The organism is Goodfellowiella coeruleoviolacea (genome assembly GCF_024171785.1).
In the GTDB taxonomy this organism is placed as follows: Bacteria; Actinomycetota; Actinomycetes; order Mycobacteriales; family Pseudonocardiaceae; genus Goodfellowiella; species Goodfellowiella coeruleoviolacea.
This window is the reverse complement of the sequence record NZ_JAMTCK010000005.1, coordinates 218,076-239,691: the sequence shown is the minus strand read 5'-3', so window position 1 is coordinate 239,691 and position 21,616 is coordinate 218,076. Positions and strand designations below refer to the sequence as shown.

General features: G+C 72.7%; 16 protein-coding genes. 12 read left to right on the top strand and 4 right to left on the bottom strand.

The genetic code is table 11. The features are described from left to right. Positions 1 to 47: 47 nt before the first annotated feature. Positions 48 to 620 (top strand): NADAR family protein, encoded by a 573-nt coding sequence (locus tag LX83_RS12600; protein ID WP_253770645.1) that lies wholly within the window; start codon positions 48 to 50, stop codon positions 618 to 620. A 118-nt stretch (positions 621 to 738) separates the two neighbouring features. On the opposite strand, the gene LX83_RS12595 is transcribed toward LX83_RS12600, so the two are convergent. The 4 genes from LX83_RS12595 to LX83_RS12580 all read right to left on the bottom strand — a co-directional run bounded on the left by LX83_RS12595 (position 739) and on the right by LX83_RS12580 (position 5,398). After that, on the bottom strand, positions 739 to 2,013 hold the full coding sequence (locus tag LX83_RS12595; protein ID WP_253770643.1) for a hypothetical protein: 1,275 nt from the start codon (positions 2,011 to 2,013) through the stop codon (positions 739 to 741). 273 nt (positions 2,014 to 2,286) lie between these two features. Then, positions 2,287 to 3,228, bottom strand: coding sequence for an ABC transporter permease (locus tag LX83_RS12590; RefSeq protein ID WP_253770642.1), 942 nt, complete (start codon positions 3,226 to 3,228; stop codon positions 2,287 to 2,289). Next, entirely contained in the window at positions 3,225 to 4,238 is a 1,014-nt protein-coding gene (locus LX83_RS12585; protein ID WP_253770640.1) for an ABC transporter ATP-binding protein, read from the bottom strand. The genes LX83_RS12590 and LX83_RS12585 overlap by 4 nt, the downstream gene beginning before the upstream one ends. After that, positions 4,235 to 5,398, bottom strand: a complete 1,164-nt coding sequence (locus tag LX83_RS12580) for a LolA family protein (protein WP_253770638.1) — start codon at positions 5,396 to 5,398, stop codon at positions 4,235 to 4,237. Before LX83_RS12580 ends, LX83_RS12585 begins: the two co-directional genes overlap by 4 nt. A 159-nt stretch (positions 5,399 to 5,557) precedes the next feature. On the opposite strand from LX83_RS12580, the gene LX83_RS12575 reads away from it, so the two are divergent. The 11 genes from LX83_RS12575 to LX83_RS12525 all read left to right on the top strand — a co-directional run bounded on the left by LX83_RS12575 (position 5,558) and on the right by LX83_RS12525 (position 21,540). Beyond that, positions 5,558 to 6,334, top strand: coding sequence for a response regulator transcription factor (locus tag LX83_RS12575; protein WP_253770636.1), 777 nt, complete (start codon positions 5,558 to 5,560; stop codon positions 6,332 to 6,334). Then, positions 6,331 to 7,776, top strand: a complete 1,446-nt coding sequence (locus LX83_RS12570; protein ID WP_253770633.1) for a sensor histidine kinase — start codon at positions 6,331 to 6,333, stop codon at positions 7,774 to 7,776. The genes LX83_RS12575 and LX83_RS12570 overlap by 4 nt, the downstream gene beginning before the upstream one ends. A gap of 772 nt (positions 7,777 to 8,548) precedes the next feature. Beyond that, entirely contained in the window at positions 8,549 to 9,316 is a 768-nt protein-coding gene (locus tag LX83_RS12565) for a (deoxy)nucleoside triphosphate pyrophosphohydrolase (protein WP_253770631.1), read from the top strand. 394 nt (positions 9,317 to 9,710) lie between these two features. Then, the gene (locus LX83_RS12560; RefSeq protein WP_253770629.1) at positions 9,711 to 10,013 is read left to right on the top strand and encodes a YciI family protein; all 303 of its coding nucleotides are present in this window, start codon (positions 9,711 to 9,713) and stop codon (positions 10,011 to 10,013) included. A 652-nt stretch (positions 10,014 to 10,665) separates the two neighbouring features. Beyond that, entirely contained in the window at positions 10,666 to 12,612 is a 1,947-nt protein-coding gene (gene typA / locus LX83_RS12555) for a translational GTPase TypA (RefSeq protein ID WP_253770627.1), read from the top strand. 403 nt (positions 12,613 to 13,015) lie between these two features. Continuing rightward, positions 13,016 to 15,025 carry an ABC transporter substrate-binding protein gene (locus LX83_RS12550; protein ID WP_253770625.1) on the top strand — a complete coding sequence of 670 codons (2,010 nt, stop codon included), beginning with the start codon at positions 13,016 to 13,018 and terminating at the stop codon, positions 15,023 to 15,025. Between the two features lie 353 nt (positions 15,026 to 15,378). After that, complete coding sequence (locus tag LX83_RS12545; protein ID WP_253770624.1) at positions 15,379 to 17,169, top strand: ABC transporter family substrate-binding protein; 1,791 nt, start codon at positions 15,379 to 15,381, stop codon at positions 17,167 to 17,169. A 208-nt stretch (positions 17,170 to 17,377) separates the two neighbouring features. Next, positions 17,378 to 18,376 carry an ABC transporter permease gene (locus tag LX83_RS12540; protein WP_253770622.1) on the top strand — a complete coding sequence of 333 codons (999 nt, stop codon included), beginning with the start codon at positions 17,378 to 17,380 and terminating at the stop codon, positions 18,374 to 18,376. Between the two features lies 1 nt (position 18,377). After that, positions 18,378 to 19,298 carry an ABC transporter permease gene (locus LX83_RS12535; protein ID WP_253770620.1) on the top strand — a complete coding sequence of 307 codons (921 nt, stop codon included), beginning with the start codon at positions 18,378 to 18,380 and terminating at the stop codon, positions 19,296 to 19,298. Beyond that, on the top strand, positions 19,298 to 20,494 hold the full coding sequence (locus tag LX83_RS12530) for an ABC transporter ATP-binding protein (protein WP_253770617.1): 1,197 nt from the start codon (positions 19,298 to 19,300) through the stop codon (positions 20,492 to 20,494). Before LX83_RS12535 ends, LX83_RS12530 begins: the two co-directional genes overlap by 1 nt. Then, positions 20,491 to 21,540, top strand: a complete 1,050-nt coding sequence (locus tag LX83_RS12525) for an ABC transporter ATP-binding protein (RefSeq protein ID WP_253770616.1) — start codon at positions 20,491 to 20,493, stop codon at positions 21,538 to 21,540. Before LX83_RS12530 ends, LX83_RS12525 begins: the two co-directional genes overlap by 4 nt. The last annotated feature ends 76 nt before the right edge of the window (positions 21,541 to 21,616 follow it).

Here is a 21,616-nt window from a genome sequence, read left to right as displayed (position 1 = left end):
GGGGTAATCCAGCTGCCGATCGCGGCGTCGGTTGCTAGAACAGGGGCATGACGAGCGCGGTGGGCGAGGTGCGCGCGGTCGCCGACCTGCTGGCGGTGATCCGGGCCGGGGTGCGGCCGAAGTACGTGTTCTTCTGGGGGCACCAGCCAGGGCGGGACGTGGGCGCGAGCTGCCTGAGCCAGTGGTGGCCGGCGGAGTTCACCGTGGGCGGCCACACCTACCCGTCGGCCGAGCACCACATGATGGCGGCCAAGGCCGAGCTGTTCGGCGACACCGAGACGGCGGCGCGCATCCGCCGGGCCGCGCACCCGGGCGAGGCCAAGGCACTGGGCCGGCAGGTGCGCGGGTTCGTCGAGCAGCGGTGGGTGGACCGGCGGTTCGAGATCGTGGTCGCCGGCAACCTGGCCAAGTTCGGCCAGCACGCCGAGCTGCGCGCGTTCCTGCTCGGCACCGGCGACCGGGTGCTGGTGGAGGCGTCACCGCTGGACCGGATCTGGGGCATCGGCCTGGCCGCCGGTGACGAGCGGGCCGGTGAGCCCGAGGCGTGGCAGGGCCAGAACCTGCTCGGCTTCGCCCTGATGGAGGTGCGCGACCGGTTGCGGGCCGGCCGGGTGGACTGAGCGGGTTCTGCACGTGTGGGGGACCGTCGCGTGGGTGGCGAGTCACTCACACGGGCCTGCGTGAACGTGCAACACGCGCTGCGCGAACCCCCGACTCGCGGGAAAGGAGTACGGGTGTTCACCCGATAGGGGACGATCCGCCCTGGTTCGGTGCGCCCGGTGCCGTGGGGGCAGGCGCGGTGGGGGCAGGCGCGGTGGTGGCGGGCGCGGTGGTGGTGGCGCAGCGGGGGCGGGTGCGGACGGCGTAGGAGCGGGCGGCCACGACCAGCCCGAACCCCAGGCCGGCGAACGCCAGCCCGCCGAACTCCACCATCCAGGTCATGCCCGAGGCGGTGGTGAACGGCGCCGCGGGGGGCAGGCGGGGCAGCACGCCCACGGCGCTGAGCGGCGCGAGGACCACCAGGAAGGCCCCGTACGCGGACAGCCCCACCGCGGTCAGCCAGGCCGGCAGCAACGGCAGCAGCCGGGGCACCCGCCGGCCGGCCAGCACGAGGGTCCAGCGGGGGAACACCTGGCCCCACCGGTGCGTCAGGCCCAGCAGCAGGACGACCACGAGCAGCGCGGCCAGCACGGTCACGTCGATCCCCACCGAGGCGAGCGCCCGCCCCAGGCCCGCCGCGTCCGCGTTGGCCGCGTGCCACGCCTCGGCGGTGACGCCCAGTGCGTCGCCGCCCAGCGTCCAGACCGTCTTGACGCCCGCCCACGGCAGCAGTCCGCACATGAGCAGGTAGACGGCCACCCGGGTGCGGGCCGGCGCGGTGGCGGCGGCCGGGTGCACGAGCGGGCCGGTGCCGGTGCCGTCCGGGTGCGCCAGCCCGCAGCGCGGGCACCTGCCGCGCAGCCGCCGTCGGTGGGCCACGGCCACCAGGGCCAGCAGCCCGGTGCCGACCGTGTGCGAGAGCACCTGGGCCAGTCCGGTGGCGCTCTCCAGACCGGCGCCGGTGGCCAGCGGGACGAGGTGCACCGGCAGGCCGACCATGCCCGATCCGAACACCGGGAGCGCGACGACCAGCACCGAGGCCACCGCCGTGCGGCCCGGCCGGCCCCACTGCCGGGTGCTGGCCAGCGCCGCGGTCGCGGCCAGCACGGCCAGACCGGCGAGGAGCAGTTGAACGGCCGGCGGGTAGGGCGTGTGCGCGGTCCACGGCACGGTGGTGCCCGTCGCCACCCAGCCGAGCTGGAGGGCCGCGTGCAGCACACCCCAGGCCGCGGCGGCGGGTGGCGCCCAGCCGGGCCAGTACCGCCACCACCGGGGGCGGGCCGCGGTGGCGTGCGGTGCGATGGCGGCTGGTGTGGTGGCGGCCGGGGCGGTGGCGGCCGGTGTGGTGACGGACTGTCGAGGGGTGGGCTGCCGAGGGGCGGCGGGTGTCCGCGGGTTCGCGGGAAACGCCACGGTGACCTCCAGGTGCTGCGCGTGCCGTGGGGACGCCGCGCGAATCGGACACACGGGTGGCGCCTGTGACGACATCCCTGGTTGGGGGACCGTCGTGTGGGTGGTGGATCGCCCACATGGGCCTGCGTGAACGTGCAACACGCGCTGCGCGAACGCCCGACTCGCGGGAATGGGGTAAGGGGGATCACTCGAACGGGTGGGATTGGCCAGGGCGGTGCGCACCCCCTGAGCGCGCTGCCCTGGCCGGCCGGAGCGGGGCTGGTCAGCCCGTGGTCAGTTGTCGCGGGTGGTGACCCGCAGCAGCGCCAGGGACAGGCCGATCACCAGGTAGCAGCCGGCCTTCAGGGTGCTGGTCAGCAACCCGTCGGTGACCAGCGGGTCGCGCATCACGTCCACGACCGACTCCCACCCGGTGGACAGCAGGTACGGCTGCACCCACTCCAGGGCGGGCAGCGAGGACAGCGAGGACACCACGGCGAACGTGATCAGGCCGGCCATGGTCGCGGCCATCACCACCAGCGGGTGGTCGGTGCACGCCGAGATGGCCAGCGCCACCGCGGCCACCGCCCACAGCTGCACGGTCACCCAGGCCGCGGCCAGCGCGAGCCGGCCCAGCGCCGACCCCAGCGGCAGGGTGGTGCCGGACAGGGTGAGCAGGCTGGTGCCGCCGAGAAACACCATCCCGGACACGACCGCGACCAGCGTCATCAGCAGCACCGCGAACAGGATCACGGTGGCGACGCCGAACGCCTTCACCGCCAGCAGCCGCACCCGGCCGACCGGCGCCAGCAGCAGCCCGCGCAGCGTGCCCACGCTCGCCTCACCGGCCAGCGCGTCCGCCGCCCACATCGACGAGACCAGCGGCAGCAGCAGGTTGAGGGCCATCGTCAGCACGAAGACCGGCAGCACCAGCCCGTTGCCGGACAACAGCCCGATCAGCGCGTTGCCCGGGCCGGGCCCGCCGTCCCCGCTGCCGATGCCGACCCCGAGCGCCAGCGACATGGCCAGGCCCATCACCACCGGCACCAGGGCCAGCAGCCCGAGCGCGATCAGCGTGCGGGGCCGGCGCAGCATCCAGCGCAGCTCCGAGCCGAGCAGCCGGCCCAGCGGCGCGCGCAGCCGCCCGTCGACCACGGCACCGGTGGCGTCCGCCACCCCCGCGCCCGGGCCCGCACTCACGTCGGTGGCCGTGTTCGCGGCCGTGGGGGCGGTCATCGCTGCTCCTCCTCAACAGTGTCCACAGTGGACCTGTCCGTGGTCTCCGACTCGGTCAGCCGGGCGAACACGTCCTCCAGGCCGTCGCGGTGCCGGCGCGCCTCGTGCACCTCGACCCCGGCGTGCACCAGGGTGGCGAGCACGGCCGGCGCGGTGGTGCCGATCAGCTCCACCCGGACCCCGTCGGCGACCTGGCGGGCCGAGACGCGGGCGGCGCGCAGCGCGTTGAGCGCCTCGGTCACCTGCGGGGTGGACACCAGCAGCGCCGGCGTGCCCGCCTGCAACAGGTCGGCCAGCGCGCCCTGCGCCACCACCGTGCCCCGGCGCAGCACGGCCACGTGCGTGCAGGTCGCCTCGACCTCGGCGAGCAGGTGCGAGGACACCACCACGGTGGTGCCGGCCGCGTGCAGGTCGGCGATCACCTGCCGGATCTCCCGCGTGCCCGCCGGGTCCAACCCGTTGGTCGGCTCGTCCAGCACGATCAGCTTGCGCGGCACCAGCAGCGCGGCGGCCAGGCCCAGCCGCTGCTTCATGCCCAGTGAGTAGCCCCGGTAGCGGCGGTCGGCGGCACCGGCCAGGCCGACCCGGTCCAGCGCCGTCTGCACCGCGCTCCTGATGGAGCCGGTGGCCAGCAGCGGCTCGGCCGAGGCGGCGCGGCGCAGGTTCTCCCGGCCGGACAGGAACGGGTGGAAGCCCGGCCCCTCGACCAGCGCGCCCACGTGCGGCAGGGCCCGCTCGGCACCACCGGGCAGCGGCTGGCCGAGCAGCTCGACCGCACCCTCGGTGGGCGTCACCAGCCCGAGCAGCATCCGGATCGTGGTGGTCTTGCCCGACCCGTTCGGCCCCAGCATGCCCAGCACGGCGCCGTGCGGCACCGCCAGGTCGACCCGGTCCACGGCCACGGTCGAGCCGTAGACCTTGCGCAGCCCGGTGGTCCGGGCGGCCCACGCCGGGGCGGAGCCGGCGGCAACCGACTCCACCCCGACGCGTGCTGTGCTCGCGGTGGTCACTTGAGCTGCCCGATCGTCTCGACGAGCACCTGCTCGGGCACCGCGCCCACGGCCACCCGGCCGTCGTCGGTGATCAGCGCGTTGGCCACCGCGGTGCTCACCAGCACGCCCTGGCCCCACTCGCCGCTGACCTGCTTGCCGACCTGCTTGAGCAGCGCGGCCGGGCTCTGTCCCCGGGCGTCCGCATCCCGGCCGTCCGCATCCCGGCCGTCCGCGTCCTGGGCGTCCGCGTCCTGGGCGTCCGGCGAGCCGCTGAGCGCCTCGGCGGGCATCCGGCCGGCGAGCACGGTGTCCCAGCCCGAGCCGAAGGCCTGGAACGGCGCCTGCTCGTGCCGCCGCTGCTGCTCCTGCTGCTTCTGCTGGTCCTGCTGGTCCTGTTCGGCGCCCTCCTCGGTGACCGTGGCCCCGGCCGGCACGCTGAACTGGAACAGGCCCGGGTCCTGCTGGCCCACGGTCAGCTCGCTGAACCCGACCTGCAGCACCGGCTGGTCGGTGCCGTTGGCCAGCACCGAGAACCGCAGCGGCAGCCGCAGCTCGGCGTCGACCGCCACCCGCACCTCGCGCAGCAGGGTGCGCTCGGTCGGCTTGGGCGTGAGCACCACCTCGTAGGCGGACCGGCCAGCCACCGTGGCCGTGCCGTCCACCGCCACCGTGCTGTACTCCTGCACCGCGCTGACCACCTGCTTGGCCGCGCTCACCGGGTTGGCCAGCTCGGCCTGGTGCTCGGCGTCGGCCAGCTCGGGCAGGTCGTGCCTGGCACGCGCCGCGCCGTTGTCGCTCTTGCGGACGCTGCGGTCGGCCGAGTCCCACAGCCAGCTGGTGCTGCCGTCGTTGACGTAGCTCAGCTCACCGCCGGAACTGGGCAGCGACACCCGGACCCGACCCTGCCCGTCGGTCCACACCTGGCCGCGGCTGTCCCCGGACAGCGCTGCGGGCATGTTGGGCAGGCCGCTCGGCAGCCCCAGGTTGTTCTCCACCTGCACGGTTCCGCCCAGCGCCGCCGGGCTGGCCTTGAACACCGACTCGACCAGCTGTTCCGCGCTGATCTCGGGAAGCGTCGGGTTCGGCCCGGCGCCGGCGGGCATGGCCAACACGCCGAGCCCGACCACCCCGGCGACCGCGCCAGCCGTGGCGAACGCCACCGTTGTCCGCTTGCTCATGTTGTGTCCCCTCCTCACCGCCGTCAGCCAACCCCATGTTGGCCGACACCGAAGACCCTGCCGGGCACTAACTGAGATCACGCTGAGAACGACCCTCAGCTGACGCCGGAGCTGAGAGTCCGCTGAGAGCTGATCCACCCCGGTGCCGGGGTTGGGGTCATGCTGTGCGGCGTGAGGCCACGGGTACTGGTTGTGGACGACGAGACCGGCGTGCGCAGGGCACTGCAGCGCGGGCTCACCGCCGAGGGGATGGACGTCGTGGTCACCGGTGACGGCCCCAGCGCGCTGCGCCTGGGCCTGACCGGTGCGTTCGACGTCGTGCTGCTGGACGTGATGCTGCCGGGGCTGTCCGGCTACCGGGTGCTGGAGCGGTTGCGGGCCGAGGGCGTGCGCACCCCCGTGCTCATGGTCTCGGCCAAGGACGGCGAGGTGGACCAGGCCGACGGGCTGGACCTGGGCGCCGACGGCTACCTGGTCAAGCCGTTCTCGTTCGTGGTGCTGGTCGCGCAGGTGCGGGCGGTGCTGCGGCGCAACCCCACCCTGGCCGCCGACCAGCAGCTGCGGCTCGGCGAGCTGACCGTGGACCGGGCCAGGCGCCAGGTGAGCTGGGGCGAGACCGCGATCCAGCTCAGCCCGAGGGAGTTCGCCGTGCTCAGCACGCTGGCCGGGCGCGCGGGGTCGGTGGTCACCAAGGACGAGCTGCTGCGCGCGGTGTGGGGCGACGAGCAGGCGGCCACCCGCAACGCGGTCGAGGTCTACGTCGGCTACCTGCGGCGCAAACTGGACGCGGTGGGTGCCGGCGAGGTGGTGCGCACCATCCGCGGCCACGGCTACCTGGCGTCCACCGCCGAGCTGGACGCGGCCATGGCCGGCGGGACACCCAGGACCGGCGGAGCACCCAGGACCGGCGGGGCACCCAGGGCCGGGCACCGGTGATCGGTGGACCCCGCCGGCTGCGGGCGTGGTGGCTGCGGCGCAGCCTCCGCTACCGCATCACGGTGGCGGCCACCGGCGTCACCCTGGCCTGCCTGCTGGCGTTGACCAGCGCGGTCGCCAGCTTCGGCGGCGCGATCTTCGTGGACGCGGTGGACGGCGAGCTGGGCACCGCACTGACCAGGGCCTCGACCCAGGTCGCCCAGGGCCGGCCGGTCGACCGCGAGGGCCAGGGCATCCAGTTGCGCGTGCTGGACACCGCCGGCGCGCCGGCCGACGGCGGCGACCCGGTCGAGCTGAGCCCCGGCGAGGTGCGCCAGCTCAAGGCGGGCGACAAGGTGCTCCAGCTGACCGGCGACCCGCCGCACCGGTGGCTTGGCCAGGTGGTGTACGACCCGACCGGCCTGCCCAGGCTGGTGGTGGCCGGCATGGCCCTGGTCGGATACGTGCCCGCGGTCGGCCAGGTCACCCGCTGGCTGGCGGTGGCCGCGCTGGTCGGCGCGGCGTTCGTGGGCACGGCCACCTGGCTGGCCGCCCGGTCGGCACTACGGCCGGTGGAGCGGATGCGCGCGGCAGCGGGTGAGCTGCCCGCCGGGCGGCGGCTGCCCGTGCCCGAGGCCAAGGACGAGCTGCGCGCGCTGGCCGAGGCGTTGAACGCCCTGCTGGCCAGGCGCGACGAGGCCACCGAGCGGCTGCGCAGGTTCACCGGGGACGCCGCGCACGAACTGCGCTCGCCGGTCGCGTCGGTGCGGGCCCAGGCCGAGGTGGCGGTGATGCACCCCGACCCGGAGTTCGCGCAGGAGGTGCTGCAGGCCGTGGCGGAGGAGTCCGAACGCCTGTCCGACCTGCTCGACGCGCTGCTCACCCTGTCCCGCTCGGACGCGGAGGAACTGGTTCCCGGTGCGGCGCGCCCCGGCCTGGACCCCGGCCAGCCGACTGGTCGCCCGCTGGTGGCGGGGCCGGCCGGCGCCAACCGGGTGGTGTCCGGCCAGGTGGTGGCTGGGCAGCCGGTCGACGTGGTGCTGGTCGCGCAGGCCGCGATCGACCGGATGGCCGACGCCGGCCCGCCGGTGCGGCTCGACGCGCCGCTGAACGCCTGCCTGGTGTGGGCGCCGCAGGCCGAGGTCGACCTGGTCGTGGACAACCTGCTGCGCAATGCCGCGCGCTACGCCCGGGCGCTGATCCGGGTGTCGGTGCTGCCGGCGGGCCGGGAGGTGCGGCTGCTGGTGGACGACGACGGGCACGGCATCCCCGCCGAACACCGGGAACGCGTGTTCGACCGGTTCTACCGGGTCGAGGCGGACCGGGGACGCGGCAGCGGCGGTTTCGGCCTGGGCCTCGCCCTGGTCGCGGCCACGGTGCGGCGGCGAGGCGGACGGGTGTGGGCGGCCGCCTCACCCGAGGGCGGCGCCCGCGTGGAGGCCCGCTGGCCAGCCGTGCGCTGACCGCCCCCCCAACCGGCACCCGACCGCCGGTGCGGGGTGTGGCCAGCGACGCGAACCCGCGCACCCCCCACCCTCCCGGGGGCGGCCCCAGGGCCAGTCTATCCGCCCCCACCTGCGAAAACAGCCGGCCGAGCAGTGCCTGTGGACAACCCGGTGCGCTGTGGACAACCCCATCCTCGATCGGGGGATCGTCCACACCGGCCCCGGCTTCTGTGGTACAAGCGCCGGCCCCACCCCCGCGACCACCGCGCCCCACCAGCCGCCAGCACCCGGTGGCCCGGACACACCGCCCCAGCCGGGGCCCCAGGCACACCGCCCCACACACCAGCGGGCCACACTCCAGTGGCCCAGCCCACCAGTGGCCCAGACACAGCCGCCCCTGGCGGGGTGGGCCCGGACAGCTGGACAACACGGTGGACGCCGACACGGTGGACTGACGGCTGGGGCGGTGCGGCACGATCGGGCGGTGCCTGTCCTGCATGCCACCACGTTGGCTGACGCCCCGGTCAGAACCGTTGCCGCTGCCCTGCTCGATGTCGGACTCCTCCGGGCGGCCGCTGCCCGCGCCGGTATGACTGCCAGGGTGCGGCGGGGGGACGGCACGGTGCTCGCGGTCGGGGACGAGCTGTGCCTGTCGGTCCCCCTTCTCGGCGGCGCCAGAGCCGGCGCGAACGCCGCAGCTACCGGCGCGAACCACCCAGCTGCCAGCGCGAACCACCCAGCTGCCAGTGCGAACCACCCAGCTGCCAGCGCGAATGCTCCAGCTGCCGGCGTGAACGCCCCGGCGGCCGGCGGGAAGGCACCGGCGGCCGGCGTGGGCGCCACGGCCAGCGGCCAGCGCGCGGGTCGCGCGGGGCGCGCGGGGCGGTGGCTGGCCGTGCCGGTGACCGCCCGGGTGGTGGCGGTGACCGAGTCGGGCATCACCTGGCGGCTGGTGGCCGGGCTGCTGCCGGCCGGCGAGGCGCGCACCGCGCTGACCCCCACCGGCGGCGGCACCCTGGTGCGGGACACGGTGGACTGGACGTCCCCGGGCGGCGCGCTGGGCCGGGTGCTGGACGTGGTGCTGGTGCGCCGGCGGGTGCTGCGGCTGTTGGCGGCCAGGGCCGTTGCCGTGCGTTGTCGGGCCGAGCGGCTGGCCCGGGGGCGGGTGGTGGTTGGCGCGGCGATCGTGCGCGACGGCCGCCTGCTCGCCCAGCAGCGGGCCTACCCGGCCGAGGCGGCCGGCCGGTGGGAGCTGCCCGGCGGACGGGTGGAACCGGGGGAGACCGACGCCAAGGCCGTGGTGCGCGAGTGCGCCGAGGAACTCGGCGTGGCCGTGCGCGTCGACCAGCCGCTCGGCCCGGACCTGCCGCTGACCGCGGACCTGCTGCTGCGGGTGTACGCGGCCACCCTCGCCGACCCGGACGCCGAGCCGACCGCGGTCGAACACCGGGCGCTGCGCTGGGTGGACCCGGCCGAGCTGGCCGCGCTGGACTGGCTGCCCGCCGACCGCGCCCTGGTGCCCGCGCTGCGCCGACTGCTCACCGCTGCCGCACCCTGACCACCACCGGCGACCCCGCGCCCGCCCGGCCACCCCGGATCCGCGGCACTGGCCGGCGGACCGGGACCCGGACGGGAGAACACGCGGTCCTGGCCGGCCGCGTCGGGACTTTCACACAAACCGCACTTCACGCCATTGGTGGCAAATGGGGCAATACGGAAGATCGCCCCATTGTGGTAGATGTCCCCCTGCTGTCGGCTCTGCTGAATCGATTGAGATCACGGCCGGTCCGGTCGCCCCGGCTTATCGATCAGCCGGTCGGCGCGCACTACCGCCTTGTTGGTTACCCATCGTCCTCGCGGTTGCCAAGAGTGGCCATTTTGACCGCGTAAAGACGGCGCATAGAACGCATTGTCATGTGTTTGGCGGCCGGGTGCGGGTCTACCATCGGGCTATGTACATCGTGCTGCTCACCTACACGAAGCCACTGGACGAAATTGACTACGTCCTGCCGGATCACCTCGACTGGTTGAACCGTCAGTACGAGGCCGGCCACTTCCTCGCGTCGGGGCGGCAGCAGCCGCGCGTCGGCGGGGTCATCCTGGCCAGAACGATGCCGCGCGGCAAGCTCGACGCGTTGCTGGCGACCGACCCGTTCGCCATTCGCCACATGGCCCGCTACGACGTGGTCTCGTTCCAGGTCACCATGACCGCACCCGAGCTGTCCAGGGTGAACGAGATGCTGGCGGCCAGCTGAGGGCGGTGCGGACCACCTGACAGCACACCGCCGCCAGCTGGTGGCGAGAACGACGGCGAGTGCGAACCCGACCCCGGTGCCGCCGGCGGCGGCCACGGCGTCCACCCGGCGCCGCGCGTCGCGAACTGCTCGTCGACCGGGTGTCGCCACCCGACCCGACACCCGACCAGAACCGATCGAGCCAGCCCAGCCAGCAGTTGCGGCCGGCACGCCGTGCCGGCGCGTGATCGAATCGCGGCCGCGATCTCCATTTCTTTCTCCGTCAGCCCTCGGGGCTGCCCCGGCGGTTGTTTTGCCAACGGTGTTAACTGTCCATTCCGCGACCTCGATGTCGCGCATTCGTAATGTGACCGGCGCCGGTCCTGACGTTCTTTTTGACCTTCCGCTTTTCGTTTTTCTTTACCTGTGCATGGGGCGACAAATACCCGGCCTGAAACGGTCGGTCGGACGCGTGCTCAGGTCAACACGTGTTTACCCGCGCTTTCTCCGTGCGCCCACCGGCCACGGTGCCCGGTGTCCGGGGCGAAAGTCGCGGCTACCCGGACTGTTCAGTGACGTCGATCACGGTGTGTCGGCAGGGTAACCTTGAGGACGGCCGCGAGTGCCGTCGCCGCTGGCCGTACCCCACCGAACAGCAATCGGGAGCCCTCGCGTGCCCACAAGCATCGAAGCGCCACGTCCGCTGCGCCCCAGTCAGTTGCGCGCCGACCTGCGCAACGTCGCGATCGTCGCGCACGTCGACCACGGCAAGACCACGCTCGTCGACGCCATGCTGCGGCAGTCCGGCGCCTTCTCCGCCCGCGCCGAGCCGGTCGACCGGGTGCTCGACTCCGGCGAGCTGGAGCGCGAGAAGGGCATCACCATCCTCGCGAAGAACACCGCGGTGCGCCGGGAGACCCCGGACGGCCCGGTGACCATCAACGTGGTGGACACCCCGGGCCACGCCGACTTCGGCGGTGAGGTGGAGCGCGGGCTGTCCATGGTGGACGGCGTGCTGCTGCTGGTCGACGCCAGCGAGGGCCCGCTGCCGCAGACCAGGTTCGTGCTGCGCAAGACCCTGGCCGCCGGCCTGCCCGTGGTGCTGGTGGTGAACAAGGTCGACCGGCCGGACGCCCGGATCTCCGAGGTCGTCGAGGAGACCCACGACCTGCTGTTGGACCTGGCCAGCGACCTCGGCGGCGAGGACGGCGCGGAGGGCGCCGCGATCGACCTGGACGCCGTGCTCGACCTGCCCGTGGTCTACGCCTCGGCCAGGGCCGGCCGGGCCAGCCTGACCCAGCCCGCCGACGGCGACCTGCCCGACTCGCCCGACCTCACCCCGCTGTTCGACACGCTGCTCGCGCACGTGCCGCCGCCCACCGCCGACCCGGACGCGCCGCTGCGCGCGCTGGTCACCAACCTGGACGCGTCCAGCTTCCTGGGCCGGATCGCGCTGTGCCGGATCCACGCCGGCACCCTGCGCAAGGGCCAGACCGTGGCCTGGTGCCGCGAGGACGGCTCGGCCGAGCGGGTGCGCATCACCGAGCTGCTGATCACCGAGGCGCTGGACCGGGTGCCCACCGAGCGCGCGCACGCCGGTGACCTGGTGGCCATCGCCGGCATCCCGGACATCACCATCGGCGACACCCTGGCCGACCCGGACGACCCGCAGCCGCTGCCCAGGATCACCGTGGACGAGCCGGCGATCTCCATGACCATCGGGGTGAACACCTCGCCGCTGTCCGGCCGGGGCGGCGGCACCAAGCTGACCGCGCGCCTGCTCAAGGCCCGGCTGGACGCCGAGCTGGTCGGCAACGTGAGCGTGCGGGTGCTGCCCACCGAGCGGCCGGACGCCTGGGAGGTGCAGGGCCGGGGCGAGCTGGCACTGGCCGTGCTGGTGGAGACCATGCGCCGGGAGGGCTTCGAACTCACCGTGGGCAAGCCGCAGGTGGTGACCAGGACCATCGACGGCAAGCTGTGCGAGCCGTTCGAGCGGCTGACCGTGGACGCGCCCGAGGAGCACCTCGGCGCCATCACCCAGCTGCTGGCCGGCCGCAAGGGCCGGATGGAGAGCATGAGCGGACACGGCACCGGCCGGGTGAAGCTGGACTACGTGGTGCCCTCGCGCGGCCTGATCGGCTTCCGCACCGAGTTCCTCACCGAGACCAGGGGCACCGGCATCGCCCACCACGTGTTCGACGGCTACCAGCCGTGGGTGGGTGAGCTGCGCACCAGGCACAGCGGTTCGCTGGTGGCCGACCGCACCGGCACGGTGACCGCCTACGCCATGATGCAGCTGGCCGACCGGGGCACGTTCTTCGTCGAGCCCGGCGCCGACGTCTACGAGGGCATGGTGGTCGGCGAGAACCCCAGGGCCGAGGACCTGGACGTGAACGTCTGCCGGGAGAAGAAGCTCACCAACGTCCGCTCGTCCACCGCCGACGAACTGGAGCGGCTGGCCCGGCCGCGCAAGCTGGGGCTGGAGGAGGCGCTGGAGTTCTGCGCCGCCGACGAGTGCGTCGAGGTGGCCCCCGATGTGGTCCGGGTGCGCAAGACCGTGCTGGAGGGCTCGCAGCGGGCCAGGGAGCGGGCCAGGGCCAAGGCGCGCGACCGCGCCTGACCGGCCGAGCCGATCACCGAGCCGACCTGCCTGGGCTGGCCCACCTGGGCTGACCCGCCTGGGCTGACCGGCCGGGGCTGACCCGCCTGGGCTGACCCGCCCGGGCTGGGCCCGCCGTCCCGCTCGGGCCTGACCCGGCCACCCGCCCGGCCTGACCAGCCGCCTGACCCGCCGGGCCCCGGCCCGTGCCGCCGCGCGTCGCGCCCCCTGTTCGGGCGGAGCGCGCGCGGTTGACCGGAACCAACGGCCGGGTGGAACGTCCAAGAGAACGGGGGACGGGGCCGGACCGGCGGTGCCGGAGCGGGGGTGGTGCCGGCCGCCCCGCCCGGGGGGTGGTGTGCGCGGCCGGCACGGTTGCGGCGAGGATGGACCGCCCACAGTGAGACTCCGACGACGGGTAGTGATGACGCCGAAGGACTGGGAGGTGGCCATGTCCTGGTCCGGGGAGGCCACCGCGGCACGGGGGCGCCGCGTGCTCGCACTGCTGCTCGTCCTGGGCCTCGGCGTGCTCGCCGGCTGCACCAACACCCCGCCGCCACCGCTGGTCACCCCGGCGCCGACCACGTCATCGCCGCCGCCCAAACAGGAGAGCCTCAACGAGGTGGTGGTGGGCGTCGACCAGGTCAGCGGTGGCTACAACCCGCACACCCTGGCCGACGAGTCCACGGTCACCACCGCGCTGTCCTCGCTGCTGCTGCCCTCGGTGTTCCGGCCGGGCAGCGACGGCAACCCGGTGCTGGACCGGTCGCTGATGGACTCGGCCGAGGTGAGTTCGGCCGAGCCGTTCACCGTCACCTACGCGATCAAGCGCGAGGCGACCTGGTCGGACAGCGCGCCCATCGCCGCCGAGGACTTCGTCTACCTGTGGCAGCGCATGCGCGCCGAGCCGGGCACCGTCGACCCGGCCGGCTACCGGCTGATCTCCGACATCAGCTCGCGCGAGGGCGGCAAGATCGTGGTGGTCACCTTCGCCAAGCCCTACCCGGGGTGGCGCTCGCTGTTCGCCAACCTGCTGCCGGCGCACCTGCTCAAGGACGCGCCCGGCGGGTGGGCCAACGCGCTGGCCGACGGGTTCCCCGCCGTGGGCGGGCCGTTCGCCGTGCGCACGCTGGACCGCGGCCGGGGCGAGATCGTGCTGGAGCGCAACGACCGGTACTGGGGCCGGGCGGTCGTGCCGGAGCGGGTCACCCTGCGCCGGGCCAGCCAGCCCGAGGTGGTGACCGCGCTGGGCACCGGGGACAACCAGGTGGCCGTGCTGCGCGCCGACGCCATCACCACCCGGCTGCTGGCCGACCTGACCACCGCCGCCCAGTCCACCACCGCGAGCAGTTCCGGCCCGGCCGGGCCCACCAGCCCCACCGGCACCACCGGCACGGGTCCCACCGGCACCGGGGCGACCGGCACCGACCCCGCTGGCGCTGATCCCGCCGGTACCGATCCCGCCGGCCCGTCCAGCGGCGCGCCCACCAGCACCCGGCCGGCCACGCCGCCGACCACCGCCACCGTGCCCCGGCCCGAGGTGGCCCAGCTGCTGCTGCGGCCGGCCAGCCCGCGCCTGGCCGACGTGCGGGTGCGCGCGGCCGTGGCCGCCGCGCTGGACCGGGACGCGCTGATCGCGGTGGGCACCGGCAGCGGGCCGTCCGCCCAGCTGCGCGCGGACGCCCAGGTGCTGCTGCCGTCCCGGCCCGGGTACGCGGCCACCCTGCCGGCCGGGGCGCCGCCGGCCGCGCCCGATCCGGCGCGCACCGAGCAGCTGCTCGGCGAGTCGGGGTTCACCAGGCAGGACGACACCTGGACGCGCCAGGACACGCCGCTGAAGCTGGTGGTGGCCGCGCCCGCCGAATCCGCGCAGTACGTGTCCATCGCCGGCCAGGTGCAGCGCCAGCTCACCCAGGCCGGCATCCAGGTGGAGCTGCGCACGCCGCCCGGCAAGCAGCTCTACGAGCAGCTGCAGGGCGAGCAGGCCCCGGAGGTGGCGCCGTCCAGCACCCCGGCCCGGCCCACCGGTGACGCCGGCACCGAGCCGCCGTCCCGGACCGGCGACGCGGACGCCGTGGACATCGCGGTGGTGCCCCGGCTGGACAACGGCGACCCGGCCGCGACGCTGGCCGACACGTTCGGCTGCGCCAGCGCGCTGCCGGACGGCACCACCGCGGTCCCGGCCAACCTGGCCGGCTTCTGCGACCGCGCGCTGCAACCCGCCATCGACGCCGCGCTGACCGGCCAGCGGCCCCTGGCCGACGTGCTCGCCGAGCTGGAACCGGCGCTGTGGCAGCAGTTCGTGGCCATCCCGCTGTTCCAGGTGGCGGACACCCTCGCGGTACTGCCCGACGAGGTCTCCGGGGTGTCCGAGGGCGCGCCGCTGGCCGGGGTGTTCAGCACGGCCACGCAGTGGCGACGTCAGGGCCGCTAACGCCGCGTACTACTCTCCGTAAAGCGCTTCCTCCGTCCGGGGGACGCATTGACGTGGTCACCTACCCCAGGCGGTCACTACTTGCGATTCCACATGGTGAGACGGAGGCGGCATTGACAGTATTCTTACCGTCCGGTTAACGAACTCTCCCGGCCGGTAACCGCTACGTTGCGGCCCGCCACCGCCGTGTCACCCTTTGGTCACGATCGGGGGCGACGCAGTGACCGGTCCGGGTACCGCTTCCTACCGTGCTGCAACGGCGTGTGCTCGGGGCGATCGGCCACGCCAGTGATCGCGGGTTGGACGCTGGTCACAATGGGTGCGTCAACCCTGTGCTAGGAGGGCACTTACCGATGAGGAGAACCAAAGCGCTGTCAGCGCTGGCGCTGTTCACAGGCGCCTCGCTGGTGTTGAGCGCGTGCGGCGGCGGCGGCGACAACGGCACCAATCAGGGTGACAGTGCCGACATCGCCAGCATGGCGGCGGCCAAGGGCGAGAACGGCACCAACATCAGCGTGCCCAAGGTCGACCCGGCCGGCGACATCACGGTGACCACGGACAACCCGTACACCGCCTACAACAACCAGGCCGCGGACGCGAACAACACCTACAACGCGATCCCCCTGGTGAGCGTCCTCGCCGGCGCCTACCTGATCGACGGCAACAACAAGGTGCTGCTCAACACCGACATCATGGAGTCGGTGGAGGTCACCAGCAAGTCGCCGCAGACCGTGACCTGGAAGATGAAGCCGGGTCTGGAGTGGTCCGACGGCAAGCCGTTCAACTGCAAGGACTTCTACTTCACCTGGCTGGCCAACGCCGGCATCAAGAAGGCCGGCGGCGACGGCACCTACTTCCTGTCCGCGGGCACCACCGGCTACGAGATGATCAAGCAGCCGACCTGCGAGAACGACACCACCCTGGTGACCACGTTCGACGAGCCGTTCGCGGACTACCCGAGCCTGTTCGGCAGCTCGCTGGACGTGCTCCCCGCGCACATCGCCGAGGAGCAGACCGGCATCGCCGACATCACCAAGCTCAACCGGGACAGCTCCCCGGAGGAGCTGACCAAGATCGCCGAGTTCTGGAACACCAAGTGGAACGGGTTCGACAAGGCGCTGATGCCGGCCTCGGGTCCGTACATGCTGGACAGCTGGGTGCAGAACCAGTCGGTCAAGCTGGTGCGCAACCCGAAGTGGAAGGGCAACCCGGGCGGCCCCGACTCCATCACCGTCAAGGCGATCAGCGACCCGACCGCCCAGGCGCAGGCGCTGCAGAACGGTGAGACCCAGGTGATGGCCTCGGCCCAGCCCGACGGCAACGCCGCGGACCGGCTGCGCGGCCTGGCCGCGGAGGGCGTCAAGTACGGCGCCGCCGCCGGTCTGGCCTTCGAGCACCTGGACCTGAACTTCAAGAACCCGCTGCTCGCCCAGGACGCGGTGCGCAAGGCGTTCGGCCAGTGCATCAACCGCCAGGAGATCGTGCAGAAGCTGGTCGCCCCGGTGCAGGAGGACGCCAAGCCGTTCAACAGCATCGTGTTCTTCCCCAGCGAGGACGGCTTTGTCGACAACTACAGCGACAAGCTGACCGGCAAGGCCGACGACGCCAAGAAGACGCTGGAGGCGGACGGCTGGACGCTGGGCGCTGACGGCATCTACGCCAAGGACGGCAAGAAGCTGTCGTTCCGGATCAGCCACACCGACATCCCGCGCCGCAAGCAGACCGTCGAGCTGATCCAGGGCCAGTGCAAGGCCGCCGGCATCGAGGTCGTCGACGACACCGACCCGAACTTCCTGGACACCCGGGTCAGCCAGGGCGACTACGACGTGGCCCTGTTCGCCTGGACCTCGCTGCCGTTCAAGTCCTCGCAGCAGTCGATCTACACCACCGGTGGTGGCCAGAACTGGCAGGGTCTGTCCGACCCGACCGTGGACGAGAACTTCAAGAAGGCCGTCGCGCAGACCGACCTGGCCGCGGCCAAGCCGTTCTACCAGGCCGTCGACAAGGCGCTGGCCGAGAAGTACGCCACGTTCCCGCTGTTCCTGCCCCCGAACATGTGGGCCTTCAAGAACGTGGACCGGGTGTACTTCCAGGGCTACTACGGTGCTCTGTGGAACGCCGCCGAGTGGCAGAAGACGTCCTGACCGGTGAGGTAAGGCCCGGCGGCGGGGAACGGCTGCGCGCCTGACCCGACCGCCGGGGCCGACCGGCCGCACGTGAGCTGGGACTCGGGCGCACCCCGCCTGAGTCCCAGCCCACGTGGGCAGCCCTGGGGGATCGGGCGTACCGTCGCCACGGTCGCCGAACCTGGCGGTGCCACGCTCGCGCCGCTGGTTCCAACGAGGAGCATCCGTGATTCGCTACACCATCCGCCGCGTGCTGATCTCCATACCCATCTTGGTGGTCGGCACGTTCCTGGCGTTCATCATGGTCGCCAGTGCCGGTGACCCGCTCGCCGAACTGCGCGCGAAGCCCGGGGTCACCGAGGAGGACGTGCACAACCTGTCCGTCGCGCTCGGCCTGGACCAGCCCGTCCTGGTCAGGTACTGGCACTGGGTGACCAACTTCGTGCAGGGCGACTGGGGCACCAGCGTCGCCCTGGGACAGGCCCGTGCCGACGTCTACACCGTGGTCACCGACTCGTTCTTCGTGACCCTGCGCCTGGTGGTCGGCGCCGAGATCCTCGCGCTCGTGCTGGGCATGGCCGTCGGCGTGCTGGCCGCGGTCAAGCAGTACTCGATCTTCGACTACGCCGCGACGAGTGTGGCGTTCCTGATGTTCTCCATGCCGGTGTTCTGCGTGGCCGTCGTGCTCAAGGACTACGGCATCCAGCTCAACAACGTGCTCACCTCGATGGGCATGGACCGGTGGCTGACGACCGCGGGCCCGCCGAGTGGCGGCTTCAGCGGCAACGTCGGCGAGGTCATCTTCAAGTACACCGGCACGTTCCTGCTGCCGACGGTGAGCCTGATGCTGATCAGCTTCGCCGCCTACAGCCGGTTCCAGCGCTCCTCCATGCTGGAGACGCTGCACTCCGACTACGTGCGCACCGCGCGGGCCAAGGGCATCTCCTCGGCGCGGGTGACCTTCCGGCACGCCTTCCGCAACGCGCTCATCCCGGTCGTCACGCTGTTCTCGTTCAACGCCGGTTCCGTGCTCACCGGCGCGATCATCACCGAGACCGTGTTCGGCTGGAACGGCATGGGCAAGCTGCTGGTCAACGCCGTGCGCCAGTTCGACCCGAACATGCTGATGGGCTGGCTGGTCGTCACCGCCACCCTGGTCGTTGTCTTCAACCTGGTAGCCGACCTGCTCTACGGGGTCCTGGACCCGAGGATTCGCCTTGGCTGACATGTCCACACTGATCAACGCCGCCCCGGAGGAGGGCGCGGTCAACGAGTCCCGCCACGAGTTCGACGCCAAGGCGCGCACCCAGGGTCAGATCGTGCTGCGCCGGTTCCTGCGGCACAAGCTGGCCATGGCCAGCGTGGGCGTGCTGGTGCTGCTGGTGCTGATCGCCTTCATCGGCCCGCTGTTCATGTCGTACTCCTACGACGACACCTCCAGCGGCCCGTACCTGCGGCCCAGCGGCGAGCACCTGCTCGGCACCACCCAGGTGGGCAAGGACATGCTCGCCCTGCTGATGCGCGGCACCCAGTACTCGCTGCAGATCGCGCTGATCGTGGCCGTGGTGTCCACCCTCATCGGCGTGGTGTTCGGCTCGGTCGCCGGCTACCTGCGCGGCGCCACCGAGACCGTGCTGATGCGCGTCGTGGACCTGCTGATGATCGTGCCGCAGATCGCGGTGGCCGCGATCCTGGTCAAGGGCCTGTCCGGCAGTTGGACCACGGTGGCGATCGTGCTGGCCCTGTTCGGCTGGATGTCCATCGCCCGGATCACCCGCGGCGAGACCCTGTCGCTGTCCCAGCGGGAGTTCGTGGAGGCGGCCAGGGCGCTCGGCGCGAGCACGCCGCAGATCATCTTCAGGCACCTGGTGCCCAACATGATCGGCAGCATCACGGTGAACGCCACGCTGTCCTGCGCCACGGCCGTGCTGGCCGAGGCCGCGCTGTCGTTCATCGGGCTGGGCGTGCAGTTGCCGGACACCTCGCTGGGCGTGGTCGTCCAGGAGAACTACACCCAGCTGATCACCCGTCCGTGGTTGTTCTGGGGACCGTTCCTGGTGATCGTGTTGATCTCGCTGGCGATCAACTTCATCGGTGACGGTCTGCGGGACGCGTTCGACCCCAGGCAGACGAAGGTGCGTGCATGATGACCGAGGCGACAGCGGAACTGCTGAAGGTCGAGAACCTGTCCGTCACCTTCCCCACCGAGGACGGCAGCGTCCACGCCGTGCGCGACGTCAGCTACTCGCTGCGCCCGCGCGAGGTGCTGGGCATCGTGGGCGAGTCCGGCTCGGGCAAGTCGGTGTCGTCCATGGCCGTGATGGGCCTGCTGCCCAAGACCGCCAAGATCACCGGGTCGATCAAGTTCCGGGGCGAGGAGCTGGTGGGGCTCAGCTACAAGCAGCTGCAGCCCTACCGCAACAACTCCATCGCCATGATCTTCCAGGACCCGATGACCTCGCTGAACCCGGTCTACACCGTGGGCTGGCAGCTGTCCGAGGCCTACCGGGCGCACCACGACGTGTCCAAGAAGGCCGCCTGGGCCAAGGCCGTCGAGGCACTGGAGATGGTCGGCATCCCCCAGCCGGACCGGCGGGCCAAGCAGTACCCGCACGAGTTCTCCGGCGGCATGCGCCAGCGCGTGGTCATCGCCATGGCGATCATCAACGACCCCGAGCTGATCATCGCCGACGAGCCGACCACCGCGCTGGACGTGACCGTGCAGGCGCAGATCCTGGACACGCTGCTGCGCATCCGCGACGAGACCGACGCGGCCGTGGTCATGATCACCCACGACCTGGGTGTGGTGGCCGGCATGGTGGACCGGGTGCAGGTGATGTACGGCGGCACCGTGGTCGAGTCCGGCGGCGTGCAGCAGGTCTTCGAGGCGCCGCGGATGCCCTACACGGTCGGCCTGCTCGGCTCGGTGCCCAACCCGGCCACCCTGGGCAAGCGGCTCACCCCGATCAAGGGCGCGCCGCCCTCGCTGGTCAACCTGCCCACCGGGTGCGCGTTCTCGCCGCGCTGCCCGCTGGCGGTGCCGGAGTGCCGTAACGGCGAGCCCGAGCTGCGCGTCGTGCCCGACAGCGCGGGCGCAGTCCACCTGGCTCGGTGCATCCGCTCCGAGCACCTGGCCACCCTGGCCCAGCCGCAGGCGCTGTTCGCCCACGAGGAGATCGGCGTCATCGAGAACCCGGCCGAGCTGGTCACCGCCAACCCCGACGTGCCGATCACCGAAGAGATCGGGGACGCGGGATTGGCCCAGCCGACCGCCGGTGTGGCCACCGACGCCGGTGACGCCGGTGCGCAGGCCGCGAAGACTCAGGAGACGTCCAGCTCATGACCACTCCGACCGACACGCCCGCCACCACCCCGGCCGCCTCCGCCGCCGGGCAGCAGCCGGGGAACGAGCCGCTGCTCCGGGTCACCGACCTGGTCAAGACGTTCCCCGTGCGGGGCGGCGGGATCATCCCGCGCACCGTCGGCCAGGTGCACGCCGTCTCGGGCGTGAGCTTCGACCTGGCCGCCGGGGAGACCCTCGGCCTGGTCGGCGAGTCCGGCTGCGGCAAGTCCACCACCGGCCGGGCCATCCTCCAGCTGCACAAGCCCACCTCGGGCTCGGTGCGGTTCGAGGGGCGCGAGCTGACCAAGCTCAACGCCAAGCAGCTGCGCCCGGTCCGCCGGGACATGCAGATCGTGTTCCAGGACCCCTACGCGTCGCTGAACCCGCGCTGGCAGGTCAACGACATCGTGTCCGAGCCGTTCCGCATCCACGGCACGGCCGAGAAGGACATCCAGAGCCGGGTCAACAACCTGCTGGAGCTGGTCGGCCTCAACCCCGAGCACCGCAACCGCTACCCGCACGAGTTCTCCGGCGGGCAGCGCCAGCGCATCGGCATCGCCAGGGCGCTCGCCCTGGAGCCCAAGCTGATCGTGCTGGACGAGCCGGTGTCCGCGCTGGACGTCTCGGTGCAGGCGGGTGTGGTGAACCTGCTGGAGGAACTGCAGGAGCGGCTCGGCCTGGCCTACCTGTTCGTGGCGCACGACCTGTCGGTGGTGCGGCACATCTCCGACCGGGTGGCCGTGATGTACCTGGGCAAGATCATGGAGATCGGGTCCAGCCAGGACATCTACGAGCGGCCCAGCCACCCGTACACCCAGGCGCTGCTGTCCGCGGTGCCGGTGCCCGACCCCAAGCAGGAACGGCAGCGGCAGCGGATCGTGCTCTCCGGTGACGTGCCCAGCCCGGTCAACCCGCCCTCGGGCTGCCGGTTCCGCACCCGCTGCTGGAAGGCGCAGGACATCTGCGCCACCGAGGAGCCCAAGCTGATCCAGCGCGGCGCCACCCTGTCCGCGTGCCACTTCGCCGAGGAGCGCGCGGTGGTGTGAGGCGGCGAGCGCCCACGTCGAGCGGCCCACTCCCGGTGCGGGGTGGGCCGCTTCGCGTTCTCCCGGAGCGTGTCCC